The sequence below is a fragment of the Streptomyces griseoruber genome, from assembly GCF_001514205.1.
GTDB lineage: Bacteria > Actinomycetota > Actinomycetes > Streptomycetales > Streptomycetaceae > Streptomyces > Streptomyces griseoruber.
Genome location: NZ_KQ948769.1, coordinates 140552 through 166006, shown reverse-complemented (window position 1 = coordinate 166006; position 25455 = coordinate 140552). Strand labels below are relative to the sequence as shown.

Below are 25455 nucleotides of genomic sequence, written 5' to 3'. Positions count from 1 at the left end.
GGAGGGCGATCCCGGCGTCTTTGAGGGCCGGGGGCGCCCCGTGGGGGCGCGCGCATACGCCGTAAAGTGGCACGTCCCGCGACCACGGGCGCAGCGACACATGAGCGACACGAAGGGGGAGGCGATCGGATGCCGCAGACCGAGACACCGGGCACCGAGGCGGCCCCTCGGATCCGGCTGCGCTGGTGGACGGAGCTGCCGCTGATCCTGCTGGTGTACGCCTGCTACTCGGCCGGCCGGCTGCTCGCGCGCGGAGATGTGACGACCGCCGTCGACCACGGCCTGGCGATCCTGCGCGTCGAGAAGCTCCTGCACATCAACGCCGAGCACCCGCTGAACCGGCTGTTCACCCACGAGGCCTGGCTCGGCGTGCCGGCCGACTTCTGGTACGCGTCGCTGCACTACCTGGTGACCCCGGTGATCCTGGTCTGGCTGTTCCGCTCCCGCAGCCTGCACTACCGGGCGGCCCGCACCTGGCTGATGACGTCCACCTTCATAGGTCTGATCGGCTTCACGCTGCTGCCCACCTGCCCGCCCCGTCTGCTGTCGGCGGAGCACGGCTTCGTGGACACGATGGCCCAGTACAGCTCGTGGGGCTGGTGGGGCGGTGAGGCCAGCGCGCCGCGCGGGCTCGGCGGGATGACCAACCAGTACGCGGCGATGCCGAGTCTGCACGTCGGCTGGTCCCTGTGGTGCGGTGTGATGCTGTGGCGCCACGGGCGCACCCGCACGGCGCGCACGGCCGCCGTGCTCTACCCGCTGCTGACGACGATCGTGGTCATGGGCACCGCGAACCACTACTTCCTGGACGCGGTCGCCGGCGCGGCCGTGATGGGCGTCGGCCTGCTGCTGGCACCGCTCGTGATGCGGACCGCGGACCGGCTGCGGACCGCGTCCGCCGCCCGCGTCCCGTCGCTCGCGGCCCGGATCCCGGACCGGGCGGCGGCTTCCCCGGCGGCCTCCGTGGCGACCTCCCCGGCGACCTCCCCGGACACGGGCGCCCCGATTGTCAGTGGCGGATGCCAGACTTCGACGGGTGAACGAATTCCACGGCAGCGCGAGTCACGGTTCGGGGCAGGAACCGAACCGGGTGCCTCCCCCTCGGACGCGGGGGACGGCGCTCCGGCAGCGGCTCGCTGAGCTGCGCGGCCCCGACGTACCGGCCAAGGCGCTGGACGCCCGTGCCCTCGCGGCCCTCGCCGCCAACCCCGGCTGCAAGCGGCGCGCGATCCTCGACGGCGCCGGGGTGAACAAGGCGGCGCTGGCGGGGGCCCTGGGCTCCCCGTCCGTCTTCGGCCAGTCCCAGTTCGCCCTCACCCGCGGCAACGCGTTCGAGGCGAAGGTGAAGGCGGACGGCGGCGCGGAACTGCTGCGGCTCGTGCACGAACGACTGGACCCGGGCGCCGAACCCCCCACCACCAAGAGCACCCCCGACCTCACCGCCTCCGGCCCCGAGGGCCGTACCGCGCGGACCGCGCTGGCGCTGCGCGAGGCCACCGAGCAGGCCCGCGGCACCTGGACGTTCCTCGACCACCCGATGCTGGCCCTCGACGTCGCCGGCTCCACCGCCTTCCTGGAGCCCGACGCGGTGGTGGTGCACCCGGACGGCGGCTGGACGGTCGTGGAGATCAAGTCCTTCCCGATGCTGGACGGTTCGGCCGACCCGGCGAAGGTGGGCGCCGCCGCCCGCCAGGCGGCGGTCTACGTGCTGGCCCTGGAGGAGGTCGCCGCCCGCCTGGACCCCGCGCCCAGGGTCCGCCACCGGGTCCTGCTGGTCTGCCCCAAGGACTTCTCCAACCTGCCCACCGCCTCCGCCGTGGACGTCCGCAAGCAGCGCGCGGTCACCAGCCGCCAGCTGGCCCGGCTCACCCGCATCCAGGACATCGCCGACGCCCTCCCCGAGGGCACCTGCTTCTCCCCCGAGCTGCCCGCCGAGCGGCTCACGGCGGCCGTCGAGGCGGTCCCTGCGGCCTACGCGCCCGAGTGCCTGGCCGCCTGCGAGCTGGCGTTCCACTGCCGCGCCCGCTCCCGCGCGGCCGGCGCGGTGACCACCCTGGGCCGCTCGCTCCGCGCCGAACTGGGCGGCCTGAGCACCGTCGAGGACGTCCTGTCCGCCGCCCGCGGCGAGTCCGGGGACCCGGACGACCCGGCCGTGGCCGCCCTCCGCCGGGCCGCACGACTGCGCACCGAGGCCCTCGCCGGCCGGGGGGCGACGTGTCGCTGATCGCCACCCTCGCCCGCCTCGAGGCCGTCACCACCGGCCGCGCCCACCCCGTGGCCACCGTCCGGCACCGCCATCTGTCCGACCGCCCGCTGGTGTTCGTGCCGCTGACCACCGCCGGTGAGGCCGGAGCCCCGCTCGGCGCGCTCGTCGGCACCGACCGGGACGCCCCGCGGCTGCTCGTCGTACCGCAGCCCCGCGACCGCGACCTGAGGTTCGCGTTCCTCGCCGAACTCGCCGATGTCGTCCTGCCGTACATCGACTCCTACGCCGACGCCGTCGAGGCCGCCGAGCGCAACGAGACCGATCCGGAGACGGGCAAGCGCGTCAAGGTCGAGGTCGAGCTGTGCGCCGACGCGCCCCAGCTGATCGTCCCGAGCCGCGCCGGCATCGACCACGTCCGCCTCCTCGGCCGCTCCATGCGCTTCCGGCGTACGGCGGAACAGGACCCGGAGTCGCCGCATCCTGCGCCCCCGCGCGTGCCGCTGCTCGGCCGGTGGCTGACGCACTTCGGGGAGCGGGCCCGGGTGCCCGGTTCGTCGCTGCTGCTCGCCCTCACCGAGGTCCTCGGCCGGCACTGGGCGACCGGCCAGTCCAGCCTGGAGGACCAGCACCTGGGTGCGCTGCTCGCCTGGATCGACCCTCCCCCAGTCTCGGCTTCGCTCGACGGGGGGGACCCCCACTCGGGCGTCACGGGCGCCGAGGCGGCCAGGCGGGCGGAGCTGGGCCGGGACGCCGCGGGACAGCTGCTGTGCCCGCCCGCCGGACCGGCCACCGACCCCGCCTTCGACAACAAGCTGCTCGCCCCGGCCATCGAGCGCTACGACCGCGCGCGGACCGCGTTCGCCGCGGCCGAGGACGGGCTGGAGGCCGACGACCGGCTGGGCGCACTGGCCGCCGCCGAGCGGGAGATCCGCGAGCTGGTGCTGAGCCGGACCCTGCCCACCTGGCAGGCCGTGTGGCGGGGGATCGACCTGCTGCGGGAGCTGCCCGAGGGGGCGCACGGCGAGGAGCGGTGGACGCGCGACCGCTGGTCGTTCACCGGCCACCGCGACCGGGTCGCCGCGGGTGAGCCCCCGCAGCCGCGCCGCGACGACGCGGTGACCGCGGCGAACAAGCTGGCCACGCGCGAGCGGGAACAGGCCCGGCTGGAAGCACAGGAGGCGCTGGACGACCCGCTGGTGATGGCCGGGCGGCGGCTGGCCGGGGAGGCCTTCGCGGGCGAGGTCGTCGACGTCGCCCTGGTGTACAGCGAGGGCAAGCGGCCCAGTCCGCGCCCGCTGGTCACCCTACGGACGGACGACCGGCCGTATCTCGGGGAGCGGGCGAAGGCGTACCGGTCGCTGGGCGGCAAGCCGCAGGCGGCGGAGTTCGTGGAGCAGCCGGAGGAGGGTCTGCTGGTGCTGCGGATCGTCGACCGGATGGGCCGCGGCAAGGAGCCGGAGCAGGGGTCGGTGCCGGAGAAGGGCGACCTGCTCTGCTTCACACTCTTCGAACACGAGCCGCGGGGCGGCGCCAGGCTGCCGGACCCGGAGGAGACGCCGTGGACGCACGGCGGACCGCCCGGTGAGCAGGTGCCCGAAGCCCCCGACTCCGTCACCCGGGAGGACGTCCTGTGACCACCGAGGCCGCCTTCGACCCCGGTACGGCCGCGACCCGCGCCACCGACGCGATCCTGCGCGACACACTGCACGGCACCGCGCGCGGGGTGGTCGTGGACTCCCCGCCGGGCGCCGGGAAGTCCACGCTCGTCGTCCGGGCGGCGCTGGAACTCGCGGACGCGGGGCGCCCGTTGATGGTGGTGGCGCAGACCAACGCACAGGTCGACGATCTGGTGCTGCGGCTCGCCGAGAAGAGCCCGGAGCTGCCGGTGGGGCGGCTGCACAGCAGCGACGCCGACCCGTACGACAAGGCGCTGGACCGCCTGGAGTACGTGCGGAAGTCGGCGAAGGCCGCGGACCTCGCCGGGCTGCCGGTCGTCATCTCCACCGCCGCCAAGTGGGCGCATGTGAAGGTCGACGAGCCGTGGCGGCACGCGATCGTGGACGAGGCGTACCAGATGCGCTCGGACGGGCTGCTGGCCGTGGCCGGGCTGTTCGAGCGGGCGCTGTTCGTCGGCGACCCGGGGCAGCTGGACCCGTTCGCGATCGTGGGCAGCGAGCAGTGGGCGGGCCTGTCGTACGACCCCTCGGGCTCCGCCGTGACGACCCTGCTGGCGCACAACCCGGACCTCCCCCAGCACCGCCTGCCGGTCTCCTGGCGCCTCCCGGCCTCCGCGGCCCCCCTGGTCTCCCACGCCTTCTACCCGTACACCCCGTTCCGCAGCGGCACCGGGCACGGCGACCGGCGGCTCTCCTTCGGCGTGCCCTCGGACGGCTCGGGTCCCGACCGGGTGATCGACGAGGCGGCCGAGTCGGGCTGGGGCCTGCTGGAGCTGCCCGCACGGCACACGCCCCGCACCGACCCCGAGGCGGTCAGGGCGGTGGCGACGGTCGTACGGCGTCTGCTGGACCGGGGCGGCGCGGCCACCTCGGAGCGCTCCCCGCACCCCACCCCCGTGACCGCCGGCCGGGTCGCCGTCGGCACCGCCCACCGGGACCAGGCGGCGGCGGTCCGGGCGGCACTGGCGGAAGTGGGCGTCACCGAGGTGACCGTGGACACCGCGAACCGGCTCCAGGGCATGGAGTTCGACGTCACGGTGATCCTCCACCCGCTCTCCGGCCGCCCCGACGCCACCGCCTTCCACCTGGAGACCGGCCGCCTCTGCGTCCTCGCCTCCCGCCACCGCCACGCCTGCATCGTGGTCTGCCGCGCGGGAGTGGACGACCTCCTGGACGACTACCCGTCGACAGAACCGGTCCAGCTGGGAACCCTCGTGAAGTTCCCGGACGGCTGGGAGGCGAACCACGCGGTGCTGGCGCATCTCGGGGAACACCGGGTGCCCTGGAAGCCGTGAAGCCGTGACCGACGCACCGGCACGGCTCCGGCGGACGCCGAGCCCGGCACGGCCCACCCGCCGGAGGCGGCCGAGGAACACAGCCCGGACGGCTGGGCGGCGAACCACGCGGTGCCGGCGCATCTTGGCTGGCATCGGGTGGCCTGGAAGGTGTGAGGGCGGGGGAACATCCGGGGGTGCGGATTCCTTGAGAGTGCGGGGCCGAGGGCCTCTTGCGCCGCCGGGGGACAATGGAAGGTGGTCCGCATCGGAACGCGCGAACGCACGAACGCACGAACGCACGAACGCACGAGGAGGAGAAGACATGGCGGAGCCCACGCCGCGTCGGAACGAACCGCGGCTACGCCCCGCGCCCCTGCTCTTCGAGCCGGCGGAGGCAGCCGGTGATCCGGAGCACTTCTTCGACCTGGAGTCGATCGACGACCCGGGCGCGCTGCTGGCGCGGGCGACGGAGCTGACGGTGGCGTTCCAGGCGGCCGCCGACCGGGCGCTGGAGTTCCAGGCCGTCGCGGCGGCCCAGCTCGCCGATCCGCGCCGCTTCGACCGGCTGACGCCCGCGGAGATCGCCCGGCGGGCCGAGTGGACCGAGGACTACGCCAAGAAGATGGTCGAGTTCGGCCAGGATCTGCTGCGGGGCGACGCCGAGGGCCGGGGGCCCGTGGACCCGCTGTAGGCCGCGCGGACCGGCACCCCCGATCGGCATATGCCAGGCGGGCAAGATACTCGCTTCCCCACCCCCTGTCCCGGTTTTCCGCAACTCTCGGGAACCGTTTCCTCACAGCCGGTAGACAGGTGGGCATGAGCAGCGCATGTGTCACCGCGGACGGCGCCGTCTGGCTGGCCTCCGCCGGAACGTATCCGCGCAGCACCCTCGCCTTCTGGGACGAGCGGCCGCACGCCCCGGTCGTGCTGCCCTGCGGCTCCGTCTTCGACATCGTGAGCGCGCCGGCGATGTTCGGGCGGCTGATGCTGGACCGGTTGTGGAGCGAGGGGCCGGGCTCCGGGCCGGTGGCGGTGCTCCGGGGGCGGACGCTGCTGTTCGCGGCGCCGGGCACGGCCCAGCGGCTGCCCTCGCTGCTGGAGTGGGAGGAGTGGGGCGCGCACGGCCGGCGGGACGGCCGTACGGGATCCGTGCCGCCGCTGCTGTGCCACGGCACCGGGGACGCGGTGACCGTGCCCGCGCTCGCTCCGGAGCGGGAGCAGGGGCCCACCCGCTGGGTGGTCGCCCCGGACTGCCGGCACCCGTGGCTGCCGGGCCCCGAGGTGCTGCTCTGGGCGGCCGTCCGGGCGGCCCGCGCGGCCGTACGGATATCGATTTTTCCCCCGGCCGACCAGGATGCTAAGGTCTACGACGTCAGCAGGCGCCGCTAGCTCAGTTGGTTAGAGCAGCTGACTCTTAATCAGCGGGTCCGGGGTTCGAGTCCCTGGCGGCGCACCGACAGCAGAGGCCCCTCGCGGAAGCGGGGGGCCTTTCGCATGCCGTGGTACGACTCATACGCGCGGCAGCGTGATCTTCACGTTCCAGGCTCCCGTGGGGGTTCGGCCCTCCGCCTGCACCCGTACGCCGGTGCCCGGCACCGTGAAGTTCTCGCCGAGGGCGACCGGGGCGTCGGCGAGGGGTGGGTAGACGGAGGATTCCCAGCAGGCCTCGGTGCGCGGGTGGGCGTCGATCACCTCGACCGGGCCGCGGCCGGACTGGGCGTCGCCGCTGATCCGGTAGACGAGGATGCCGGAGCGGCAGGCGGCGCGGTCGTTGCCGAGGGGGCCGCGGGCCTCGAAGGCGAGGACGGAGTCGGGGCCGGTGCGGACGACGGCCAGTTTGGCACCGTCGCCGAGGCCGAAGGCGGGTGCGCCGGAGGTGCCGGTGACGGGGACCCCCGGGCCGGCGCCGAGCGGTTCCAGGGTGAGCCGGGTCGGCCCCGCCTTCCGTACGCACACCACCTGGCGCGGCGCCAGCCAGCCCAGCTTCCACTTGTGCCAGCCGAAGAGATCCGGGGCGAGTCCGAACTGGCTGCCCATCAGGTCCCAGTCGCCGACGTACGTGTCCCAGTCGCCCTTGCCGTCGACCGGGCGGTGGTAGAGGTCGGGCAGGTCGAAGACGTGCCCGGTCTCGTGGGCCAGCACCAGCCGGTCCGGGGGGTGCTGCTCGAAGACCGTGACGACGCGGCGGATGTCGGTGCCGTCGGCGTGCAGGGGCTCGTCCAGGTTGACGACCTTCGTGGCGTCGGAGTCCACCCCGGGCGCGTCCGGGTCGGCGACGAAGTAGACCAGGTCGTACCGGGAGAAATCGACCGAAGGGTCGGCGGCGGCGAGCGCGTCGCGCAGATAGGCGGCGCGGCGCTCGGCGTTCCAGTCGCGCTGTATGGCGTACGCGGTGGACGGCTTCGGCATGCGGAGCCAGTGCTCGAGGGGGTGGGCGCGCAGGGTGAATCTGCCGTAGGACGCCTGCTGGAAGAAGCGACTGGTGGCCGGGAAGTGGTCGGCGGCGAGTTCGGCGGGGGTGGTGGCCGGGGCCCGGTCCGGGAAGGACAGGAAGACCATCACCGCGTCGAGGGCGCGGGTGGGGCGGGGGTAGGCGGTGTTCCAGGTGTCGAGGCCCTCGGAGTGGTGGGCGTCGGTGCGCTTGAGGGCGCAGGGCGCGGCGGAGAAGGGTTCGGCGATGGAGGGGCCGGTGGCCAGGGAGATCGCGGCGATCGCCGAGAGGGTGGTGCACAGGGCCGCGGTGCTGCGCAGTCGGGGGCGCGGGAACAGTCGCGGCACTTCGGACCTCCGGGGGCGGTTCACGGGACACCGCCCCCAGCCTGTTCGACTTTGTCGCGCTATGCCCTGTTTGCCTGCCCCAGAAGAGTGAGGAGGGAGAAAGCGGGCATCAATCCCGACACCCCCGGAATTCTCACGGTCCGTCACAAGTGATCGAGGGTCCGCAGAAGCGGTCCACCTGCGGGCAGAAACGATCTGTCAGAAAGGTGGGGTGTTCCGGGACACTGGGCAGTGGCTGCGCAACTCCGGGGGCAGCATCTATGATCGGCACACTTTCCTGCCAGGACAGCGATCGAGTGCACTGCGGGAGCGAGCGGTGAGCGGAACGTCCGAAGGGTCGACGCCCGCGGCAGGCCTCGACCGGTCCGCCGTCACGGAGCGTGACAGTCATGCCGCTACTTGTGCGGAGAGCCTGGAGGGAGCCGACCCCCCGGCCTACCGTTCCGTGTTCACGGCAGCGCCTCTGGCCATGGCCGTCGTCGATCGTGAGGGCCAGGTCGTGGACGCCAACCAGGCGCTCGGCGAACTGCTCGGCGGGGACGGGGCGAGCCTGGTCGGGCGGGTCGCCGCCGATCTGCTGGACCTCGCCTCCGACGCCCGCACCTGGCACGCCTACCGTGAGGTGCTGCGCGGCCGCCAGGCGAAACTGCGCTGCACCCGGCGGCTGAAGCACCCCGACGGGCGCGCGCTCTGGGCCCAGGTCACCGTCACCCCGCTGGACGAGGGCGGCCCCGGGGTGCTGCTGTCGGTCGCCGACGTGAGCGACCGCCGTGACCTCCAGGCGAGGCTGCGGCACCTCCAGATGCACGACCCGGTGACCAGGCTGCCCAACCGCACGCTGTTCTTCGAGCGGGTGTCGGCGGCCCTGGAGGCGGAGTCGTACGAGCAGAGCGGGACCGGCCGGATCGGCCTGTGCTACCTCGACCTGGACGGCTTCAAGGCGGTCAACGACACCCTCGGCCACCGCGTCGGCGACCGGCTGCTGGCCACCGTCGCCGAGCGGCTGACGGAGTGCGCGAAGGAGGCCGGGCAGAACCGGCCGAGCGAGCCGCTGGTGGCCAGACTGGGCGGGGACGAGTTCGCGCTGCTGGTGGAGGACTCGACCGGCACCGAACAGCTCGCGGATCTCGCCGAGTCCGTGCTGAAGGCGCTCCAGGCGCCCTTCGACCTCGCCGGACAGCGGATGAACGTCTCCGCGTCGATCGGGGTCGTCGAACGGCACGCCGCCGGGACCACCGCGACCGCGCTGATGCAGGCCGCCGACACCACGCTGTACTGGGCGAAGGTGGACGGCAAGGACCGCTGGACGCTGTTCGACCCGGAGCGCAACGCGCATCTGATGACCAGCCAGGCCCTCGCCTCCACACTGCGGCCCGCCATCGAGCGCGGCGAGTTCCGCCTGGAGTACCAGCCGCTGGTCGGCATGTCGGACGGACGGCTGCGCGGGGTGGAGGCGCTGGTGCGCTGGGACCATCCGCGGTTCGGGTCGCTGCCGCCGAATCGGTTCGTCGCGCTGGCCGAGGAGGACGGCTCGATCGTCCCGCTCGGGCGATGGATTCTGGCCACCGCCTGCCGGCAGGCCCGCGCCTGGCAGCTGGACCGGCCGGACGAGCCGCCGCTGTTCGTCAGCGTCAACGTGGCGGTCCGTCAGGTGTGGGACTCCGACCTGGTGGCGGACGTGGCGGAGATCCTCGCCGAGACCGGGCTGCCGCCGCACCTGCTCCAGCTGGAGCTCACCGAGTCGGCCGTCATGGGCTCGGCCGGCCGCCCGCTCCAGGCCCTTCAGGCCCTCAGCGACATGGGCGTGCACATCGCCATCGACGACTTCGGCACCGGCTACTCCAACCTCGCCTATCTGAGCCGGCTGCCGGTCTCGGTCCTCAAGCTGGACGGGTCGTTCGTCCGCGGCTTCCAGTACGAGGGCACGGGCGCGGCGCCCAACCCGGCCGACGAGGTCGTCGTCGAGGCGATGATCGACCTCGCCCACCGTCTGGGCCTCACCGTCACCGCCGAGTGCGTGGAGACCGCCGCCCAGGCCAACCGGCTGCGCAGCATCGGCTGCGACACCGGCCAGGGCTGGCTGTACTCGCGCGCGGTGTCGCCGGATCGCATCTCCGAGCTACGGGCGGCGGGCCCGGACCGGGCGGCACCCGTGGGGGCGCCGCAGAACCCGTAGGGGTGCCCCCGGGCATCAGCCCCGGGGGCCCCGGGCACACCGGCCGCTATCCGGCCGTCGGCTATCCGGCCGTCGGCAACCCGTACCCGTCCGCGACCAGTTCGTACGACCGCAGCCGCAGCTCGCCGCGGTGGGCGTGGCTGGTGAGCATCAGCTCGTCGGCGCCGGTGCGCTTGTGCAGGTCGTCGAGGCCGGTGCGGACCTCGTCGGCGGAGCCGTGGACGATGTTCGCCGTCCAGGAGTCGACGAACTCCCGCTCCAGCTCGCTGAAGGTGTGTGCCTCCGCCTCCTCCGGGGAGGGGAAGAGACCGGGGCGGCCGGTGCGCAGCCGGACCATGTTGAGGCCGGTCGCGAGGACCTGGCGGCGGGCCTCGCGTTCGTCGTCGGCGGCCAGGACGGAGACACCGATCAGGGCGTACGGCTCGGAGAGCACCGCGGACGGGCGGAAGGACTCCCGGTAGAGGTCCAGGGCCGGGACGGTGTTCTGCGCGGAGAAGTGGTGCGCGAAGGCGAAGGGCAGGCCGAGGAGCCCGGCCAGCCGCGCGCTGAAGCCGGAGGAGCCGAGCAGCCAGACCGGCGGCCGGTGCCGGGACTGCACACCGCCGGGCGAGGTCGCCTGGACCGGGCCGGGCACGGCGTGGATACGGCGGTAGCGGTGCCCGTCGGGGAAGTCGTCGTCCAGGAACCGGGTCAGCTCGGCGAGCTGCTCGGGGAAGTCGTCCGCGCCCTCGTGCAGGCCGGCCGTCCGGCGCAGGGCGGCGGCGGTGGCCCCGTCGGTGCCGGGGGCGCGGCCGAGGCCGAGGTCGATCCGGCCCGGCGCGAGCGCCTCCAGGGTGCCGAACTGCTCGGCGATGACGAGGGGCGCGTGGTTGGGCAGCATGACGCCGCCCGAGCCGAGCCGGATGCGGTCGGTGTGGGCGGCGAGGTGGGCGAGGATCACCGCGGGCGAGGAGGAGGCGACGCCGGGCATCGAGTGGTGCTCGGCGACCCAGTAGCGGTGGAAGCCGCGGGACTCGGTGAGCCGGGCGAGGCCGACGCTGGTGCGCAGGGCGTCGGTGGCGGTGTGCCCGGAGCCGACGGTGACCAGGTCGAGGACGGAGAGGGGGGCGGGGGCGGTGCCCTGGGCGGTGGCCCGTATGCCGTCGGCCGCCGCCGCGTCGGTCGCCCTCCCGCCGTTCGCCCTCCCGCCGTTCGCCGTCCCCACCGTCGCCGTCTCGTCTGCCGCCGTCTCGTCTGCCGCCACGGGGTCCTCCTGTCGTCGGGCTTCACGATGTCCTCCGCGCCCTAACAGGAGGATGTCCCCGTTTATTCCCGGGGGCCCCGGGCCCCCTCGGGTCTCACACCTGCACGATCGGCTCCCGCGTGAACAGCGCCCCCAGTCCCGGCGCGTTCACCCGCCGGTCCGTCAGCCGCAGCGCCTCCCACACGGTCACCTGGTTCGCGGTCAGGACGGGTTTGCCCAGCTCCCGTTCCAGGGCCGGGACGTGGGCGACGGTGTGCAGGGCGGTGTCGGGCAGCAGGACCGCCTCGGCGCCGGACGCGTCGGCAACCCGCGCGAGGGCCAGCACCTCCGCCTCGCCCCAGGTGCCGGCCCGCGCCGCCGTGACCCCGGCGCCGTGCACCGCGGTCACCTCCAGCCCGCCGGTCCGCAGGAACTCCGCGAACAGAGCGGCGGTCCGAGCCGGGTAGGTCGCTCCCACCGCGACCCGCGCGGCCCGCAGTTCCCGGGCCGCGTGCACGAAGGCGAACGAGGTGGAGGAGGCGGGCATGCCGGCGGCCGTGGCCAGGGTGCGCACCTGCTCGTGGGCGCCCTCCCAGCCGTAGCCGAAACTGCCGCTCGTGGAGGCCCAGACGATCGCCTCCGCGCCCGACAGCCGCAGTTGCTCGACGCCCGCCGCCAGCCGGTGGGGCGCGCCCAGGCGCAGGGAGGCGTCGGCGCGCCCGCCGTCCTCCCCGGGGTCCGCGCGGACGAGGTCCACCCGGATGTCGCCGGCCAGGAGCTGCTCGATACGGGGGTAGTCGTCCTTGGCGGAGTGGCCCGGGTGGAGGAATCCGAGTGCGGTCATGACGGCCTTCCTGCTGCTGCTCTTCTTCCGGAGGTACCCGGGTACCCAGCCTGCGCAGCCCACGGCCTCCATCCTCACCTGGTTGGCGGTCCGGACGTGTTGACGGCCGTGGAGCGGGGTGCGACCGTGTTCCGTCCGCGCACGTCAGGCCCCTGGTCATGGGAAAGGCACCGGATGGCCGCCGTCCCCACGCTCCTCGTTCTCGACGCGGAGCCCCTCCCCCGCCTCGGCCGGCTCACGGGCCGGGTGCGGGTGCTGCACGCCGACGGCTCCACCCTCGGCGCACTGCTGCCGGAGGCCGACGTCCTGCTGGTGTGGGACACCACCTCGGACGCGGTGCGCGCCGCCTGGCCGGGCGCGGGGCCGAGGCCGCGCTGGGTGCACACGGCGGGCGCGGACGTGGAGCGGGTGCTGTCGCCGGAACTGGCCGCGTCCGACACGGTGCTGACGAACGCGCGCGGGGTCTTCGAGGAGCCGGTCGCCGAGTACGTCGCCGCGCTGGTCCTGGCGATGGCGAAGGACCTGCCGGGCACCTGGGCGGCGCAGACCCGCGGCGAGTGGCGGCCCCGGGAGAGCCGGCCGGTGGCCGGCACCCGGGCCGTGGTCGTCGGCTCGGGCCCGGTCGGCCGGGCCGTCACCCGCACCCTGAAGGCGCTCGGGGCCACCACCGCGCTCGTCGGGCGGGTCCCGCGCACCGGCATCCACGGCCCCGACGACCTGGACCGGCTGCTCGCCCGCGCGGACTGGGTGATCGCGGCGGCGCCGCTCACCGAGCTGACCCGGGGCATGTTCGACACCCGCCGCTTCGGCGTGATGCAGCCCTCGGCCCGCTTCCTGAACGTCGGCCGCGGCGGCCTGGTCGTCGAGGAGGCACTCGTACGGGCCCTGCGCAGCCGCTGGATCGCGGGCGCCGCCCTGGATGTGTTCGGCACCGAGCCCCTGCCGCCCGACAGCCCGTTGTGGCAGGTCCCGGGCCTGCTCGTGTCCCCGCACATGAGTGGCGCCGCGGTCGGCCGGCACGACGAGCTGGGTGCCCAGTTCGTCGAGCTGTTCGAGCGCTGGGCGGCGGGCCGGCCGCTGCGGAACGTGGTCGACAAGGCGCGCGGATACGTCCCCGGCCGCTGACGGTCACCACACTCCCCTCACACGACGCCCCCGCATAACCGGTGGGCGCCCGGGTAGCCGCGCGGCCATGGCTGCACCGAACAGACACCCCACACACCACGACAACCCCACCCGCCGGTCGCTGCTCGCGGGGGTGGCGGCGCTCGGCGCGCTGGGCGCCGCGGGCTGTTCACGCGTGGCCACGGCGTCCACCGCGGACGGCGGCGACCTCCTCGACCGGCTCCGCGCCGCCGGGGTCGTACGGCTCGGCATCGCGGGCGAGATCCCCTTCGGGTACATCGACAGGGACGGGCGGCTCACCGGGGAGGCGCCCGAGCTGGCGGAGGTGGTCTTCAAGCGGCTCGGGGTGGGCACGGTGCAGCCCGTGCCCACCGAGTTCGGGTCGCTGATACCCGGGCTGAACTCCCAGCAGTTCGACGTCGTGGCCGCCGGGATGTACGTCACCCCCGAGCGCTGCGAGCAGGTGATCTTCGCCGACCCGGACTACCGGATGCTGGACGCCTTCATCGTCCGCAAGGGCAACCCGAAGGGGCTGCACGACTACCGGGACGTGGTGGCGAAGAAGGCCAGGTTCGCCACCGGGACCGGGTACGCCGAGATCGGGTACGCCGTGGGCGCGGGGTACCGGGAGAGCGACATCCTGATCGTGCCGGACCAGGTGGCCGGGCTGAACGCGGTCGAGGCGGGCCGGGTCGACGTCTTCGCGGGGACGGCCCTGACCACCCGCGAGGTCGTGAAGAAGTCCCGCACGGCCGAGTCGACCCGGCCCTTCGCCCCGCTCGTGGACGGCGCACCCCATGTCGACGGGGGCGCGTTCGCGTTCCGGCCGGGCGAGACCCGGCTGCGGGACGCCTTCAACACCGAGCTGCGGAAGCTGAGGAAGAGCGGGGAGCTGCTGCGGATCCTGGAGCCCTTCGGGTTCACGAAGGCCGAGATGACGGACCTGACCGCGAAGGAGCTCTGCGGCGGATGACCTCGGGACTGTGGGAACTCGTCCTCAGGGGGATGTGGACGACCGTCCGGCTCCTGGTGTTCAGTGCGGCGCTGGGGGCGGTCGTGGCCTTCGCCGTCGGGATCGCGCGCACCCACCGGCGGTGGCCCGTCCGCTTCCTCGCGGGCTGCTACACCGAGGTGTTCCGGGGGACCTCGGCGCTGGTGATGATCTTCTGGGTGTTCTTCGTGCTGCCGCCCGCCTTCGGCTGGCAGCTCGTGCCGATGTGGGCGGGGACGCTCGCGCTCGGGCTGACCTACGGGGCGTACGGCGCGGAGATCGTGCGCGGGGCGCTCGGCGCGGTCGATCCGGCGCAGAAGGAGGGCGGGATCGCGCTCGGGTTCACGCCCGGGCAGCGGCTGCGCAGGATCCTGCTGCCGCAGGCGGTGCCGGAGATGATCCCGCCCTTCTCCAACCTGCTGGTCGAGCTGCTCAAGGGCACCGCCCTGGTGTCGGTGATGGGCATGGGCGACCTGGCGTTCAGCGGCAACCTGGTCCGCCTCGCGCTCCAGGAGAGCGCGGAGATCTACACGTACGTGCTGCTCGTCTACTTCGTCATCGCGTTCCTGCTGACGCGGCTGATGCGAGGGCTTGAGCACCGGCTGAAGGCGGGGCTGCGATGAACTGGGACTGGACCGCCGTACGCGACTTCATGCCGCAGTTCCGGGACGGGCTGCTGGTCACGCTGCGGGCGCTGGCCCTCGGGTCGCTGATCTCGTTCACGCTGGGGCTGCTGTGGGCGCTGCTGATGCGGACGCCGACCCGGTGGGTGCGGTGGCCCGTCGGGATCGTCACGGAGTTCGTGCGGGACACCCCGCTGCTGGTGCAGCTCTTCTTCCTCTTCTACGTGCTGCCCGAGTGGGGGCTGACCCTGTCGGCGATGACCACCGGGGTCGTGGCGATCGGGCTGCACTACTCGACGTACACCATGCAGGTCTACCGGGCCGGTATCGACGCGGTGCCCGCCGGGCAGTGGGAGGCGGCGACCGCGCTGAACCTGCCGAGGGGCCGCACCTGGCGGGCGGTGATCCTGCCGCAGGCGCTCCGCCGGGTCGTGCCGGCGCTCGGCAACTACGTGATCGCGATGCTCAAGGACACACCGATGCTGATGGCGATCACCGTGCTGGAGATGCTCGGCCGGGCGCGGCTCTTCTCCCAGCAGCACTTCCGGTTCACCGAGCCGCTGACGGTGATCGGCGTGGCCTTCATCGTCATCTCCGCCCTCGCCTCCCTTCTTCTGCGCACCCTGGAGCGACGCCTTGTCCGTTGAGATCAGCAACGTCACCAAGCGGTTCGGCGACCACACCGTCCTCGACCGGCTGGACCTGTCCGTGAAGGCCGGCAGCCATGTCACCCTCATCGGGCCGTCCGGCTCCGGCAAGACCACCATCCTGCGGATGCTGATGACCCTCACCGAGCCCGACTCGGGCACCATCACGGTGGACGGACAGCCGCTGTTCCCCGCCGCGCAGAAGCAGCGCCGCGCGGTCCGCCGGCAGATCGGGATGGTCTTCCAGCAGTTCAACCTGTTCCCGAACATGAGCGTCCTCAGGAACGTCACCGAGGCCCCGGTCTCCGTGCTCGGGCTGTCGAGGGACGAGGCCGAGGCGCGCGCCCGCGAGCTGCTGGACATGGTCGGGCTGGCCGACAAGTGCGACGCCCGGCCGTCGCGGCTGTCGGGCGGGCAGCAGCAGCGGGTGGCGATCGCGCGGGCGCTGGCGATGCGGCCGAAAGTGCTCCTCCTCGACGAGGTGACCTCCGCCCTGGACCCGGAGCTGGTCGCCGGTGTCCTCGACGTCCTCAGGGACGTCGCCACCACCACCGACATCACCCTGCTCTGTGTGACCCATGAGATGAACTTCGCCCGGGACATCTCCGACCAGGTACTGATGTTCGACGCGGGGCGGGTCGTCGAGGCGGGCCCACCGGAGCAGATCTTCGGCGCGCCGGAGGAGGAGCGGACCCGGGAGTTCCTGAGCGCGGTGCTGTAACGGGGCAGGTCGCGCACGGGGCCGGAGCGGCTGGACATGTCTTTGGCATATGCCAGAGGGTCAGTACCGCAGTTGAGGGCATCAAAGGCGCACCATGTTCTCGCCAACAACCCCTCCCCTCCGGCTCCTTGGCCGTTATCGTGGAAATGATTCGCTGCCAGGATCACCGCTCATGGAACACCGCTCATGGATCACGGCCAGAGGAAGCGACCAGGGGGGAACACCGTGGCGCTGAAGCACGAGCCGACCGCGCCGTACCACTCGGCTCAGGACGCCCTGCGCGTCCTGGAGACGGTGGCCCGGCACTCCACCGGAGTCACCGACGCCGAGCTCGTCCGCGAGACCGGCCTGGACACGGAGCGGCTGACCACGCTCCTGCGCATGCTGCGCCGCGAGGGATACGTCGAGCAGATCACCGACGGCGCCTATGTCACCGGGGACGCCCTGACCCGCCTGGGCTCCGCCCACGGTCACCAGCAGGCCCTGCACGAGCAGCTCCAGCGCACCCTCGACCGGCTGCGCGACTCGATCGGCGCCGCCGTCTACGTCAGCCGGTACGTGGACGGCGAGGTCACCATCGCCCAGTACGCCGACAGCCCCGACACTCCCGCCGTCCACGAGTGGTTCGACTTCCGCTCCTCGGCGCACGCCACCGCGCTCGGCAAGAGCCTGCTCGGCCAGCTCGACCACAACGGCCGGCGCGACCACCTCTCCCGGCACAAGATGGCCCGCCTCACCTCGCGCACCATCACCAGCGACCGGCTGCTCCTGTCCCGTCTGGAGTCCCAGCCGCCCACGGTCCCGCACCTCGACCTCCAGGAGTACGCGGTCGGCACGGTCTGCGCGGCCGTCCCGATCACCGCCGGCTCCTCCGTGGGCTGTCTCGCCCTGTCGCTGCCCGTCGCCCACGCCCACCGGCTGCGCCACGCGGCCGACGCCCTGAACAGGAACGCGGCCCCGGTCCTGCTCTCCCTGGCGATCTAGGGCGTGTGCCGAAAGTCCCGTCCGGCCCGCCCTCCGGGCGGACGACGCCGCTTTCGACACACGCCCCGGGGGGCCGCCGTTCCGGGTGCCGGTGCTACGGGGTGGCGACGAACCGGAACTCCGGGCCGTAGCGCTTCGCGGGATCGTTCGGAAGAGGCATGTCCATCAGCTTGAGCGCGGGACCCTTGAGGGCGAACATGTGGCCGATCGCGTCGTCCATGTGCGGGTCGGCGTCCTCCGGCCGGTCCTGCTCCCAGGCCTTCTCCAGCGCGTGCAGCATCGCACTGAAGGCCGTGTTGCCCTTGTCCAGCTCGGCCTGCACGGCCGCGTCGGGGACGGTGCCCGGGTCGTTCGCCCAGCCGCCCTTCGGCACCCTGCCCATCGGACGGGCGTTCGGGAACGGGATGGGGTCGCCCTGGAAGTCCCACTTCGGGGGCGTCTCCTGGATCTTCTTCAGCTTCCGGCCCCGGAAGATCTCCCGGAAGACGTAGTAGTGGGACAGCTCGCCCGCGTGCCCGGGGAAGGGGTTGTCCGGGGTCTTGTCCGTGCCCTCGCCCTGTTCCTTGATGACCGTGATCGCCTGCTCGACGTCGGCGAAGGTCCTGATCGGGAAGAGGCTGTTCCCCTCCCCGTGGTGCCCCATGCTCCTGGTCAGCTGACGGGTGCCCCTGATCTCGCCCTGGTGCACGCGGAAGGCCTCCAGGATCGCGGTGTAGAAGGCACCGATCGAGGTGAACGTCTCCTCGGCGGCCGCGAACTGGGCGAGCGGCTCCTCCGGCGCCTCGATCTGCGAGTACATCTCGACCGAGTCCTTCGTCAGCCCACCGAGGTAGACCTCCAGATCGGGATTGATCTCGGGCCGCACCCCGCCGGGCAGCGGACAGGGGTACGGCGCCAGCACGCTCTCGTCGGCGAGGCGCGGGCTCCCGCCGATCGTGGTGAGCAGGTTGCAGACATGCCCGAGGTGCGACATCTCGTCGAAGACGATCACGCGGATGGCGGCGGCCGCCGCCTTCCCGGAGTCGGTGTCCTGGAGCAGCGACCACATGCCGCACAGGTAGGGCGGCAGGGTGGCGAGCTCCAGCATGATCGCCTGCTGAAGCGCGTCCTTCAGCCAGGGCAGGGAGCGCTGCTCCGGGGGCGTTCTCAGCAGGCGGACGATCCCGTCACTGCTGTAGTCGAGCTCCACGGTGGTCACGGCGGGCCCCTTTCGGGTCGGTGGAACGAAGAGGTCTGGTGCCACCACCATCGAGCGAGAAGGGGGACCCGCATGTGACATACGACTATGCGGTCACGTGGTTCACCCACGCGGAGGGGCGCACGCCCCGGTGCCCGGCCGGTGGTCCGGAGCACCCCCGGAACCAGGTAGTATTTTCTCTGTCGCCGACCGCCGAAGGGTGGACGGCGGGAGTCATGCGCCGCTAGCTCAGTTGGTTAGAGCAGCTGACTCTTAATCAGCGGGTCCGGGGTTCGAGTCCCTGGCGGCGCACCCTGGAAGGGCCTCTCGTGGAGACACGAGGGGCCCTTCGGCGTCCCCGCCGGTCAGCGGCCGGTAACCGGACTCCCCCGGCGGGCGCCACCACACCGGGTCCGCGCACCGCACCCCCTCCCGCCTCAGCAGCGCGCGGTGGATCTTGTTGGTGGCGGTGACGGGCATCCGCTCCACCACCCGTACGAACCGGGGCGCCATCTTCGTCCCCAGGTCCGGCTGGGCGGCGAGGAACGCGACGAAGGCGGCCGGCTCGAACTCCCCCGCGAGCGTCGCCATCACCTGGTCCCCGGTCACCGGGTCCGGCACCGCGTACACGGCGACGGCGTCCGCGCCCTCGTACCGGGCGAGGATGTTCTCGATCATCGCGGCGGCCAGGTTCTCGCTGTCCACGCGGATCCTGTCGTCCGTACGCCCGGCGAAGTAGAGGTAGCCGTCGGGGTCGCGGTAGAAGAGGTCGCCGGTCCAGTACAGGCCGTCCCGGCGCCGCTCGGACTCCGCCGCCGGGTTGCGCCAGTACCCCTCGAACGGGTTCGGCCCGCGATTGACCAGCTCCCCGATCGCCTCGTCCCCGTTCAGCAGCCGCCCGGCGGTGTCGAAGCGGGCCGGCGGGCACTCGTTCCCCGACTCCGCGTCGAGGACGGCCAGCCCGGGCCCCGCCCGCCCCACGGCGCCGGCCGGTGTCCCCGGCGTCCACTGCACCGCCGCGCCGCCCTCCGAGGAGCCGTACCCCTCCACCAGCCGCACCCCGAACCGCCGCTCGAAGGCCGCCGCGTCCACCACCCCCGCCTCGGTCCCGAAGCCGAGCCGCAGAGCATGGTCCCGGTCGGCCGGGCCCGGCTCGGTGGCCAGCAGGTACTGGATCGCCCGGCCGACATAGGTGAAGTACGTCGCCCGGTGGCGCCGTACGTCCGCGAGGAACGCGGAGGCCGAGAAGCGCCGGCGCAGCGCCACCCCGGCCCCGGCGGCCAGCGCGGGGGCCCAGTCGGCGATCACCGCGTTGCCGTGGAACATCGGCATGCAGATGTAGTGCACGTCGTCCGGCACGACGGAGAACTGCGCCGCCAGGGAGCGGCCCGCGGCGGCCAGCCGGCCCTGGGTGCAGATCGCGGCCTTGGGGGCGCCGGTCGAACCGGAGGTGAAGTAGAGCAGGAGACGGTCGGCGGGGCGGGCCCGGGACGGATCCGGGCGGGCGCCCGCGTAGGGCGTGAGGAGAGCCTCGTACTCCTCCGTGTCGGTCACCAGGACACGGACTCCGGGGAGGTCGAGCCCGGCGAGCAGCGGGAGGTGGACCCGCTCGGTGATCAGCAGAGCGCACTCGGTGTGCAGGATGTCCCGGGCCAGCTCGGGGCCCCGGCGGGTGGGATTGATCCCGGCGACCGCCGCACCGGCGAGCGCGGCGGCGGACAGCCACAGCGGGAACTCCGGGGTGTTGTCCAGCAGCACCCCGAGATGCGGTGCGGCGCCCGGGGGCAGCAGCTCGGCGAGGAGCGCGGCCCGGGCGGCGGCGCCGGCCGCGATCTCGTGATGGCTGAGCACCGTGTCCTCGCACCACAGTCCCGGCCGGTGGTCGTCCCAGCGGTGCGCTACGAGTGCGGCGACGGACTCCATGGGGGCGCACGGTAGCTGACATATCGTCAGATGACCATGCCGGAAGAACGCACGCGCCGCTGTCGATCCGGCCGCGTCCCGTTCGACATCCTGGTGGAGGACGCAATCGCCCTCCGAGGAGGCGACAGGACCTGATGAGGACACCCATGGATCAGCTGCTGCGCGTGCAGAACTTCACCATCTCGAGCGACGGCGTCGCCGCCGGCGAGGACCAGAGCCTGGAGCGGCCGTTCGGCCACGCCGTCGATCCGGCACGGCTCTTCGCCTGGGCCGGCGCCACGGCGAGCTGGCCCAACCGCACCGAGCCCGGCGGAAGCCGGGGCCTCGACGACTACTTCGCCAGGGACTTCGGCAACAACATCGGCGCCGAGATCATGGGCCGCAACAAGTTCGGACCCCAGCGCGGCCCGTGGCACGACCACGAGTGGCGCGGCTGGTGGGGCGACGAGCCGCCCTTCCACACGCCGGTGTTCGTCCTGACCCACCACCCGCGTCCGTCGTTCACGCTCTCCGACACCACGTTCCACTTCGTGGACGGCGAACCCGCCGCGGTGCTCGCGCAGGCGCGACAGGCCGCGCAGGGCAAGGACGTCCGGCTCGGTGGCGGTGTGACCACCGTCCGGGAGTTCCTCGACGCCGACCTCGTCGACACCCTGCACGTGGTCGTCACACCGGTGAAGCTCGGCTCCGGGCTCCGCCTCTGGGACTCGCCCGAGGAACTGCTGGACCGGTTCCACCTGGAGGTCGTGCCCAGCCCGAGCGGCGTGACGCACCACCTCTTCTGGCGCAGATGACCGCACTAGGGAGCGACGTCGCTCCAGGCGGAGATCTCCGTCTGGGCGCCGATCATGAAGGCGACGCAGGCGGCGAGCGCCAGGCCGAGGAAGACCAGCAGACAGCCGGACTGCGCGAAGAGCCGCCCGCGCGCCGGGGGGTGGGCGGTGGCCCGCTCGGGGCGGTCGGCGGGATGGAAGACGGTGACGATGTCGCCCTCCAGGACCGTCCCCGGGCCGTTCTCCTCCTCGAACCGGACCGTGCGGCCCTCGCGGGTGGTGAACTCGTAGACGTGGTGCAGGACCGTCGTCACCCGGCGGTGCTCACCACTGCTGGTCCTGGTCGTCGTGTACGTCCGCAGACAGCGCGCCTCGGCCGTCAGACCGCTGCCCCAGGCCTGGGTGGCCCGGCGCGAGCGGCTGATCACGGTGTACATCGCGAAGAGAATGCCCATGATCATGATCGATGGGACGATCAGGAAGAAGATGTCCATGCGAGCCCCCCGAACTCCGGCCACCGGCCTGTGCGACCGGTGTGCAGGGAACGTACCCGGGCGGGGGGCGGGGTTGACTCAAGGGAAGCTCAGAACTACGGACCGGTCACCAGCAGTTCGATCATCACGACCTCGTCACCGGTGTCCCGGGTGTGGGGGCCGCCGCCCCCCTTGCACGCGACGCCGCGGCCGTCGGCGGTGGTGTGGGTGTACTCGTGCCACCGCGTCGTGCGGGGCACGTTGTTGACCACCTGCGTGGTCCGCCACTGCCGCACCACCCGCGCCTGCGCGGTCGGCCCTGCGGCCCGTGCCCCCGTACATCGACGCCAGGACCCGCGTGCACCGGTCGAGGGCGCACGCGGACCAGGACCCTACCCGACGGTCCCTCAGAAGGTGACGTCGGAGCAGGCGTAGAACGCGTTGCCCGTGTCGGCGATCGTCCAGACCGCGAGGATCACATGACGGCCGGACAGACCCGAGGGGAGCGTTCCGCTGTGGGAGAGGGTGGCGGGCGGGCGCTGGCCGCCGTAGGGGACGGTGAGGAAGGGGGTGAGGTTGAGGTCGGAGCGGGCCAGGTTGTGGTTCTGGTTCCAGCCCTGCTTGGTGACGTAGTACTTGAAGTCGGTCGTGGCGTGCATCGCGGTGAACTGCCAGCGGAAGGTGTAGCTCTGACCGCCGGTCACCTTGGTGGCCGGCCATGCCCCGCCCGAGGGCGTCTTCGGGCTGTCGAGCTGGGCGAAGCGGGTGTTGTTCGCCGAGCAGATCGATCCGTCGGCCGCCCCTGAGCCCGGGAAGCCCTTCGGACCTTCGACGCTCTGCGGCTCCCACTGGATGTCGCCGCAGTTCGTGACCGTGCCGTTCTGGCAGAGCTTCTGCCGGCTGATGGGCAGATCGGTGTAGCCGTGGCCGCTCGCGCCGCCGGCCGAGAGCACGAAGGCTCCCGCCGTGGTGAGCCCGAGCGCGGCGGCGTACCACTTGGTCTTTTTGCGCATGCTGCCGCTCCTGGAGAACGTGGGGAGTTCACTGAGCCGAGCCGTGCAGGTCTAGACCAAGTGCGAGATTATGGCCGTTCCATGACCATGTCCAGACCAATCACGGGGCCTGTTCCCCGCGACCCGCCGCGAACGCCACCGTCAGGTCCTTCACCAGCGCCTTGCGCTCGTAGTCGTCCAGCTCCACCAGACCGCGCATGGTCAGCCGGGTCACGGTGTCCTCCACCGAATCGACCACCGAGGTCAGCACGGTCGCCCGGTGCTGGGCGTCGAGCGCGGCGATCCGGCGCCGGTGCATCGCGGCGGCGACCTCCGGGGCGTACTCGATCCGCAGCGGCTGCACCGAGAACACCTCCACACCGATCGCGCCCGCGTCCCGCGCGACCCGCCGGGTCAGCGCCTCCCCCGCCGCCTCGACCGACCCCCGGCCCGCCCCCGGCGGCTCCACCGGGATCCGGGCGAGCGCCGCCTCGACGCACTCCCGCAGATACGTCTCGTGGTCCTCGACCCCCAGCGTGGCCCGCGCGGTGTCCCGCACCCGCCACACCACGAGGACGACCACCCGCAGCGCGACCCCGCTGCCGTCGGCCGCCGGCATCGGCTCACTGCGCCAGTGCCGCAGCCGTACGTCGACCTGACGGCGCAGCAGCAGCGGATTGACCCACAGCAGACCGGTACGGCGGACGGTCCCCCGGTAGCGCCCGAACAGCCCCAGCACCCAGGCCCGCCCGGTCCGCCCCCGCGCCAGCCCCCCGAACCCGAACAGCCCCAGGGCCCCCGCCCCCGCGTACGCCGCCCACTGGGCCGGACCGAGCCCGGCCCCCGCCCACGCGGGCAGCCGCAGCGCCTCCTCCACCAGCGGCGGCAGCACCCCCGCCCACCAGGAGGTGGCCACACAGCCGGCCGCCCCGCAGACCCCGGCGAGCACCCCGGCCGCACCGGGCAGCACCCGCGCGGCCCGCTCCACCAGGGCCGGGTCGACCTCGGCCTGCGGCCGCGCCTTCGCCGCCACCGGCCGCCGCAGCCGCGGCGGCTCCCCGCTCCGGCCCCCCACCACGGCGGGTCCCACCGCGACCGACCGCGGCCCGGCCTCGTCACGGAACAGCAGATGTACGGGGATCTCGGTGGTCGCCTCGTTCTGGATGAGCCGCCCGCCCCGCCCCTCACCCACGGGGGCGGGCGGTGCCGACGGCACCGGCGCGACGGAGCCGGACTCCTCGGTCACGTCCGCCGCCGCACCGGGGTCCGAGGGGTTGCCGGGCTCGGGTGTGTGTGAAGTGGTCGGGTGCATTGCGTGCCTCCAGCCTCCGCGCCAGATAGGCCATGACAGTGAGTGGACGGCCCACGAGTGACCCCACGGGCCGAGGAGTACGAACGCCTGCGGCCGGTGCCTGCCGGTGCCCGTGCGCCGACGCCCGTGCGCCGGTGCCCGTGCGCCGGTGCCCGCGGCCTCCTAGGCGAACAGCCGCCGCCAGGTCTCGGGCCCCGGGTAGCCGTCCGCCGCGCCGCCGCGCCAGCCCTGGGCCCGCTGGAACGCCTCGACGGCACGCCGGTCCGCCTCGCCCCAGCGTGGTCCCGGACCCTGGGTGTAGTACCTGCCGAACCCTTTCTTCACGAGCTGCCTCCCCAGCTGCGTGACATACGTGTTCTGCGCCCCGGGCCGGAACAGGCCCCGGCCCGGGAAGGCCGGGGCACGCGGCGAGGGCGGGCCCGCCACGCCGGTCGCGCGCGGGGGTGCGGCGGGGGCGATGTCCCGGCCCTGCCCCGTGGTCAGCAGACGCCAGGTCTGGGGGCCGGGCAGGCCGTCCGCCCGGGCGCCGCTCCAGCCCTGGGCCTGCTGGAACGCCTGGGTGGCCCGGCGGTCCGCCTCCGACCAGCGGGGGCCGGGCCCCGAGACGTAGAAGCGGGCCCCGCCGCGCGCGACGAGGAGCCGGCCGAGCTGGGTGACGTACGGGTTGTCCGCCCCGGGACCGAAGAACGACGGGCCGGGGTAGGCCGCGGCCGACCCGACGGCCCCGGCACCCTCGGCGACGGCCGGCTGCTGCCCGGACGTCTCCGTACCGGACCCCGCCACAAGGCCTTTGTAGCGGTACGGGACATAGCGGTCCGTATGGCTCCAGTAGGCGTAGGGGGTGGCCTGGCGGCGGGCGGTCGGGCGGGTCTGCTCGTAGGCGAGGTAGTAGGTGTGGGTGTAGTCCGTCCAGCCGCCGAAAATGACGACGTGCGAGCCTTTCCGGGGGTCGGCCGGATTGTGGAAGAGAAGAATGTCGCCGGGCTGGAGTTCCTCCTTGGAAATGCGCGTCCCGTACTGGGCGAGGGTGCCCGTCCACTCGTTTCCGGGCAGCTGCCAGGCCATCGAGACGAAGCCCGAGCAGTCCTGCCGGTAACCGTCGGACCAGTACGCGCTCATGCTGTACGGCACCTGCGCCGCGACCCATTCCCTGGCCCGCCGGATGATCTCCGCGCGGGTCGTCGCCGGGGTGGCCACCGTGGCCGCGGGCTGCGCGGGCCGCCCGCCCGGACCGTGCAGCGGCGCCTTGCCGCCCTGGGGAGTGTCGGGCTCGTCACCTGCGGGAATCCCCGGCCGAGCGGGGGCCTGCGGGGCGGCGAGGGCGGGTACGGCGTGACCGGCGCCGAGTGTCGCGGCCGCCGCGGTGGCGACGACCAGGGTCCGCCGGGCGGCCGGGTGACCGCCGAACCGGGAGGACCCCCACGCGGGGGAATACGGATTCACCCGGCGCCAGTGTGCGCATCCGGGGCAGTCGCAGTCACTCGCGGGATCGAATTCCTCGAATACCGGAGTCTTCATGCGATTCCCCTCACACT

23 protein-coding genes, 2 tRNA genes and 1 pseudogene are annotated in these 25455 nt (G+C 73.2%); 16 read left to right on the top strand and 10 right to left on the bottom strand.

Annotation, left to right across the window (positions count from 1 at the left end):
- Positions 1 to 129: 129 nt before the first annotated feature.
- The 7 genes from AQJ64_RS19560 to AQJ64_RS19530 all read left to right on the top strand — a co-directional run bounded on the left by AQJ64_RS19560 (position 130) and on the right by AQJ64_RS19530 (position 6612).
- Positions 130 to 1140: a phosphatase PAP2 family protein gene (locus tag AQJ64_RS19560; protein WP_055638614.1), complete on the top strand. Its 1011-nt coding sequence runs from the start codon at positions 130 to 132 to the stop codon at positions 1138 to 1140.
- Positions 1091 to 2224, top strand: coding sequence for a hypothetical protein (locus AQJ64_RS19555; protein ID WP_055638615.1), 1134 nt, complete (start codon positions 1091 to 1093; stop codon positions 2222 to 2224). Before AQJ64_RS19560 ends, AQJ64_RS19555 begins: the two co-directional genes overlap by 50 nt.
- Positions 2215 to 3840 carry a hypothetical protein gene (locus AQJ64_RS19550; protein ID WP_055638616.1) on the top strand — a complete coding sequence of 542 codons (1626 nt, stop codon included), beginning with the start codon at positions 2215 to 2217 and terminating at the stop codon, positions 3838 to 3840. Before AQJ64_RS19555 ends, AQJ64_RS19550 begins: the two co-directional genes overlap by 10 nt.
- Entirely contained in the window at positions 3837 to 5177 is a 1341-nt protein-coding gene (locus AQJ64_RS19545; RefSeq protein WP_055638617.1) for an AAA domain-containing protein, read from the top strand. The genes AQJ64_RS19550 and AQJ64_RS19545 overlap by 4 nt, the downstream gene beginning before the upstream one ends.
- A gap of 304 nt (positions 5178 to 5481) precedes the next feature.
- Positions 5482 to 5850, top strand: coding sequence for a hypothetical protein (locus AQJ64_RS19540; RefSeq protein WP_055638618.1), 369 nt, complete (start codon positions 5482 to 5484; stop codon positions 5848 to 5850).
- 125 nt (positions 5851 to 5975) lie between these two features.
- The gene (locus AQJ64_RS19535) at positions 5976 to 6548 is read left to right on the top strand and encodes a bifunctional DNA primase/polymerase (RefSeq protein WP_059202810.1); all 573 of its coding nucleotides are present in this window, start codon (positions 5976 to 5978) and stop codon (positions 6546 to 6548) included.
- Positions 6539 to 6612 (top strand) — tRNA-Lys (locus tag AQJ64_RS19530). The genes AQJ64_RS19535 and AQJ64_RS19530 overlap by 10 nt, the downstream gene beginning before the upstream one ends.
- A gap of 56 nt (positions 6613 to 6668) precedes the next feature.
- On the opposite strand, the gene AQJ64_RS19525 is transcribed toward AQJ64_RS19530, so the two are convergent.
- Complete coding sequence (locus tag AQJ64_RS19525) at positions 6669 to 7937, bottom strand: M6 family metalloprotease domain-containing protein (protein WP_059202809.1); 1269 nt, start codon at positions 7935 to 7937, stop codon at positions 6669 to 6671.
- A gap of 316 nt (positions 7938 to 8253) precedes the next feature.
- Here AQJ64_RS19525 and AQJ64_RS19520 point away from each other — a divergent pair, with 316 nt between their 5' ends.
- A complete protein-coding gene (locus tag AQJ64_RS19520) occupies positions 8254 to 10113 on the top strand; it encodes a putative bifunctional diguanylate cyclase/phosphodiesterase (protein ID WP_055638373.1) in 1860 nt (619 codons plus the stop codon).
- A 61-nt stretch (positions 10114 to 10174) separates the two neighbouring features.
- Here AQJ64_RS19520 and AQJ64_RS19515 read toward each other — a convergent pair whose 3' ends face one another.
- On the bottom strand, positions 10175 to 11317 hold the full coding sequence (locus AQJ64_RS19515) for an LLM class flavin-dependent oxidoreductase (protein ID WP_055638375.1): 1143 nt from the start codon (positions 11315 to 11317) through the stop codon (positions 10175 to 10177).
- Between the two features lie 133 nt (positions 11318 to 11450).
- The gene (locus AQJ64_RS19510) at positions 11451 to 12179 is read right to left on the bottom strand and encodes a maleate cis-trans isomerase family protein (RefSeq protein WP_055638372.1); all 729 of its coding nucleotides are present in this window, start codon (positions 12177 to 12179) and stop codon (positions 11451 to 11453) included.
- A 174-nt stretch (positions 12180 to 12353) separates the two neighbouring features.
- Between AQJ64_RS19510 and AQJ64_RS19505 the strand changes: the two genes are divergently transcribed.
- From AQJ64_RS19505 to AQJ64_RS19480, 6 genes are all read left to right on the top strand, one after another.
- Positions 12354 to 13304: a D-2-hydroxyacid dehydrogenase gene (locus AQJ64_RS19505; RefSeq protein WP_055638371.1), complete on the top strand. Its 951-nt coding sequence runs from the start codon at positions 12354 to 12356 to the stop codon at positions 13302 to 13304.
- 67 nt (positions 13305 to 13371) lie between these two features.
- Complete coding sequence (gene ehuB / locus AQJ64_RS19500; protein ID WP_055638370.1) at positions 13372 to 14277, top strand: ectoine/hydroxyectoine ABC transporter substrate-binding protein EhuB; 906 nt, start codon at positions 13372 to 13374, stop codon at positions 14275 to 14277.
- Positions 14274 to 14918 (top strand): ectoine/hydroxyectoine ABC transporter permease subunit EhuC, encoded by a 645-nt coding sequence (ehuC, locus tag AQJ64_RS19495; RefSeq protein ID WP_055638369.1) that lies wholly within the window; start codon positions 14274 to 14276, stop codon positions 14916 to 14918. Before ehuB ends, ehuC begins: the two co-directional genes overlap by 4 nt.
- A complete protein-coding gene (gene ehuD / locus AQJ64_RS19490; RefSeq protein WP_055638368.1) occupies positions 14915 to 15565 on the top strand; it encodes an ectoine/hydroxyectoine ABC transporter permease subunit EhuD in 651 nt (216 codons plus the stop codon). The genes ehuC and ehuD overlap by 4 nt, the downstream gene beginning before the upstream one ends.
- Positions 15555 to 16286, top strand: a complete 732-nt coding sequence (gene ehuA, locus AQJ64_RS19485) for an ectoine/hydroxyectoine ABC transporter ATP-binding protein EhuA (RefSeq protein ID WP_055638367.1) — start codon at positions 15555 to 15557, stop codon at positions 16284 to 16286. Before ehuD ends, ehuA begins: the two co-directional genes overlap by 11 nt.
- A 225-nt stretch (positions 16287 to 16511) precedes the next feature.
- Complete coding sequence (locus tag AQJ64_RS19480; RefSeq protein WP_055638366.1) at positions 16512 to 17270, top strand: IclR family transcriptional regulator; 759 nt, start codon at positions 16512 to 16514, stop codon at positions 17268 to 17270.
- 94 nt (positions 17271 to 17364) lie between these two features.
- Here the strand turns inward: AQJ64_RS19480 and AQJ64_RS19475 are convergent, their stop codons facing one another.
- Entirely contained in the window at positions 17365 to 18468 is a 1104-nt protein-coding gene (locus tag AQJ64_RS19475; protein WP_240512952.1) for a ferritin-like domain-containing protein, read from the bottom strand.
- Positions 18469 to 18685: 217 nt separating this feature from the next.
- Between AQJ64_RS19475 and AQJ64_RS19470 the strand changes: the two genes are divergently transcribed.
- Positions 18686 to 18759 (top strand) — tRNA-Lys (locus AQJ64_RS19470).
- Here the strand turns inward: AQJ64_RS19470 and AQJ64_RS19465 are convergent.
- Positions 18725 to 20370 (bottom strand): annotated as a pseudogene (locus tag AQJ64_RS19465) (AMP-binding protein). The gene AQJ64_RS19470 and the pseudogene AQJ64_RS19465 overlap by 35 nt on opposite strands.
- 146 nt (positions 20371 to 20516) lie before the next feature.
- On the opposite strand from AQJ64_RS19465, the gene AQJ64_RS19460 reads away from it, so the two are divergent.
- Complete coding sequence (locus tag AQJ64_RS19460) at positions 20517 to 21164, top strand: dihydrofolate reductase family protein (RefSeq protein WP_055639066.1); 648 nt, start codon at positions 20517 to 20519, stop codon at positions 21162 to 21164.
- Positions 21165 to 21169: 5 nt separating this feature from the next.
- On the opposite strand, the gene AQJ64_RS19455 is transcribed toward AQJ64_RS19460, so the two are convergent.
- The 5 genes from AQJ64_RS19455 to AQJ64_RS19435 all read right to left on the bottom strand — a co-directional run bounded on the left by AQJ64_RS19455 (position 21170) and on the right by AQJ64_RS19435 (position 25438).
- Positions 21170 to 21637 carry a DUF3592 domain-containing protein gene (locus tag AQJ64_RS19455; RefSeq protein WP_055639067.1) on the bottom strand — a complete coding sequence of 156 codons (468 nt, stop codon included), beginning with the start codon at positions 21635 to 21637 and terminating at the stop codon, positions 21170 to 21172.
- A gap of 95 nt (positions 21638 to 21732) precedes the next feature.
- On the bottom strand, positions 21733 to 21876 hold the full coding sequence (locus tag AQJ64_RS19450) for a hypothetical protein (protein WP_159060302.1): 144 nt from the start codon (positions 21874 to 21876) through the stop codon (positions 21733 to 21735).
- Between the two features lie 147 nt (positions 21877 to 22023).
- Complete coding sequence (locus AQJ64_RS19445) at positions 22024 to 22629, bottom strand: lytic polysaccharide monooxygenase auxiliary activity family 9 protein (RefSeq protein ID WP_055639069.1); 606 nt, start codon at positions 22627 to 22629, stop codon at positions 22024 to 22026.
- A gap of 100 nt (positions 22630 to 22729) precedes the next feature.
- A complete protein-coding gene (locus AQJ64_RS19440; RefSeq protein WP_079061788.1) occupies positions 22730 to 23920 on the bottom strand; it encodes an SPFH domain-containing protein in 1191 nt (396 codons plus the stop codon).
- Positions 23921 to 24082: 162 nt separating this feature from the next.
- Positions 24083 to 25438, bottom strand: coding sequence for a peptidoglycan-binding protein (locus tag AQJ64_RS19435; RefSeq protein WP_059202808.1), 1356 nt, complete (start codon positions 25436 to 25438; stop codon positions 24083 to 24085).
- Positions 25439 to 25455: the final 17 nt, after the last annotated feature.

Excerpts from the sequence above, each read along its gene's own strand:
- AQJ64_RS19560 (WP_055638614.1), top strand. The coding sequence starts at position 130 with ATGCCGCAGACCGAGACACCGGGCACCGAGGCGGCCCCTCGGATCCGG.
- AQJ64_RS19440 (WP_079061788.1), bottom strand. The coding sequence starts at position 23,920 with ATGCACCCGACCACTTCACACACACCCGAGCCCGGCAACCCCTCGGAC.
- AQJ64_RS19540 (WP_055638618.1), top strand. The coding sequence starts at position 5,482 with ATGGCGGAGCCCACGCCGCGTCGGAACGAACCGCGGCTACGCCCCGCG.
- AQJ64_RS19455 (WP_055639067.1), bottom strand. The coding sequence starts at position 21,637 with ATGGACATCTTCTTCCTGATCGTCCCATCGATCATGATCATGGGCATT.
- AQJ64_RS19460 (WP_055639066.1), top strand. The coding sequence starts at position 20,517 with ATGGATCAGCTGCTGCGCGTGCAGAACTTCACCATCTCGAGCGACGGC.
- AQJ64_RS19445 (WP_055639069.1), bottom strand. The coding sequence starts at position 22,629 with ATGCGCAAAAAGACCAAGTGGTACGCCGCCGCGCTCGGGCTCACCACG.
- ehuD (WP_055638368.1), top strand. The coding sequence starts at position 14,915 with ATGAACTGGGACTGGACCGCCGTACGCGACTTCATGCCGCAGTTCCGG.
- AQJ64_RS19505 (WP_055638371.1), top strand. The coding sequence starts at position 12,354 with ATGGCCGCCGTCCCCACGCTCCTCGTTCTCGACGCGGAGCCCCTCCCC.
- ehuC (WP_055638369.1), top strand. The coding sequence starts at position 14,274 with ATGACCTCGGGACTGTGGGAACTCGTCCTCAGGGGGATGTGGACGACC.
- AQJ64_RS19535 (WP_059202810.1), top strand. The coding sequence starts at position 5,976 with ATGAGCAGCGCATGTGTCACCGCGGACGGCGCCGTCTGGCTGGCCTCC.
- AQJ64_RS19510 (WP_055638372.1), bottom strand. The coding sequence starts at position 12,179 with ATGACCGCACTCGGATTCCTCCACCCGGGCCACTCCGCCAAGGACGAC.
- ehuB (WP_055638370.1), top strand. The coding sequence starts at position 13,372 with ATGGCTGCACCGAACAGACACCCCACACACCACGACAACCCCACCCGC.
- AQJ64_RS19435 (WP_059202808.1), bottom strand. The coding sequence starts at position 25,438 with ATGAAGACTCCGGTATTCGAGGAATTCGATCCCGCGAGTGACTGCGAC.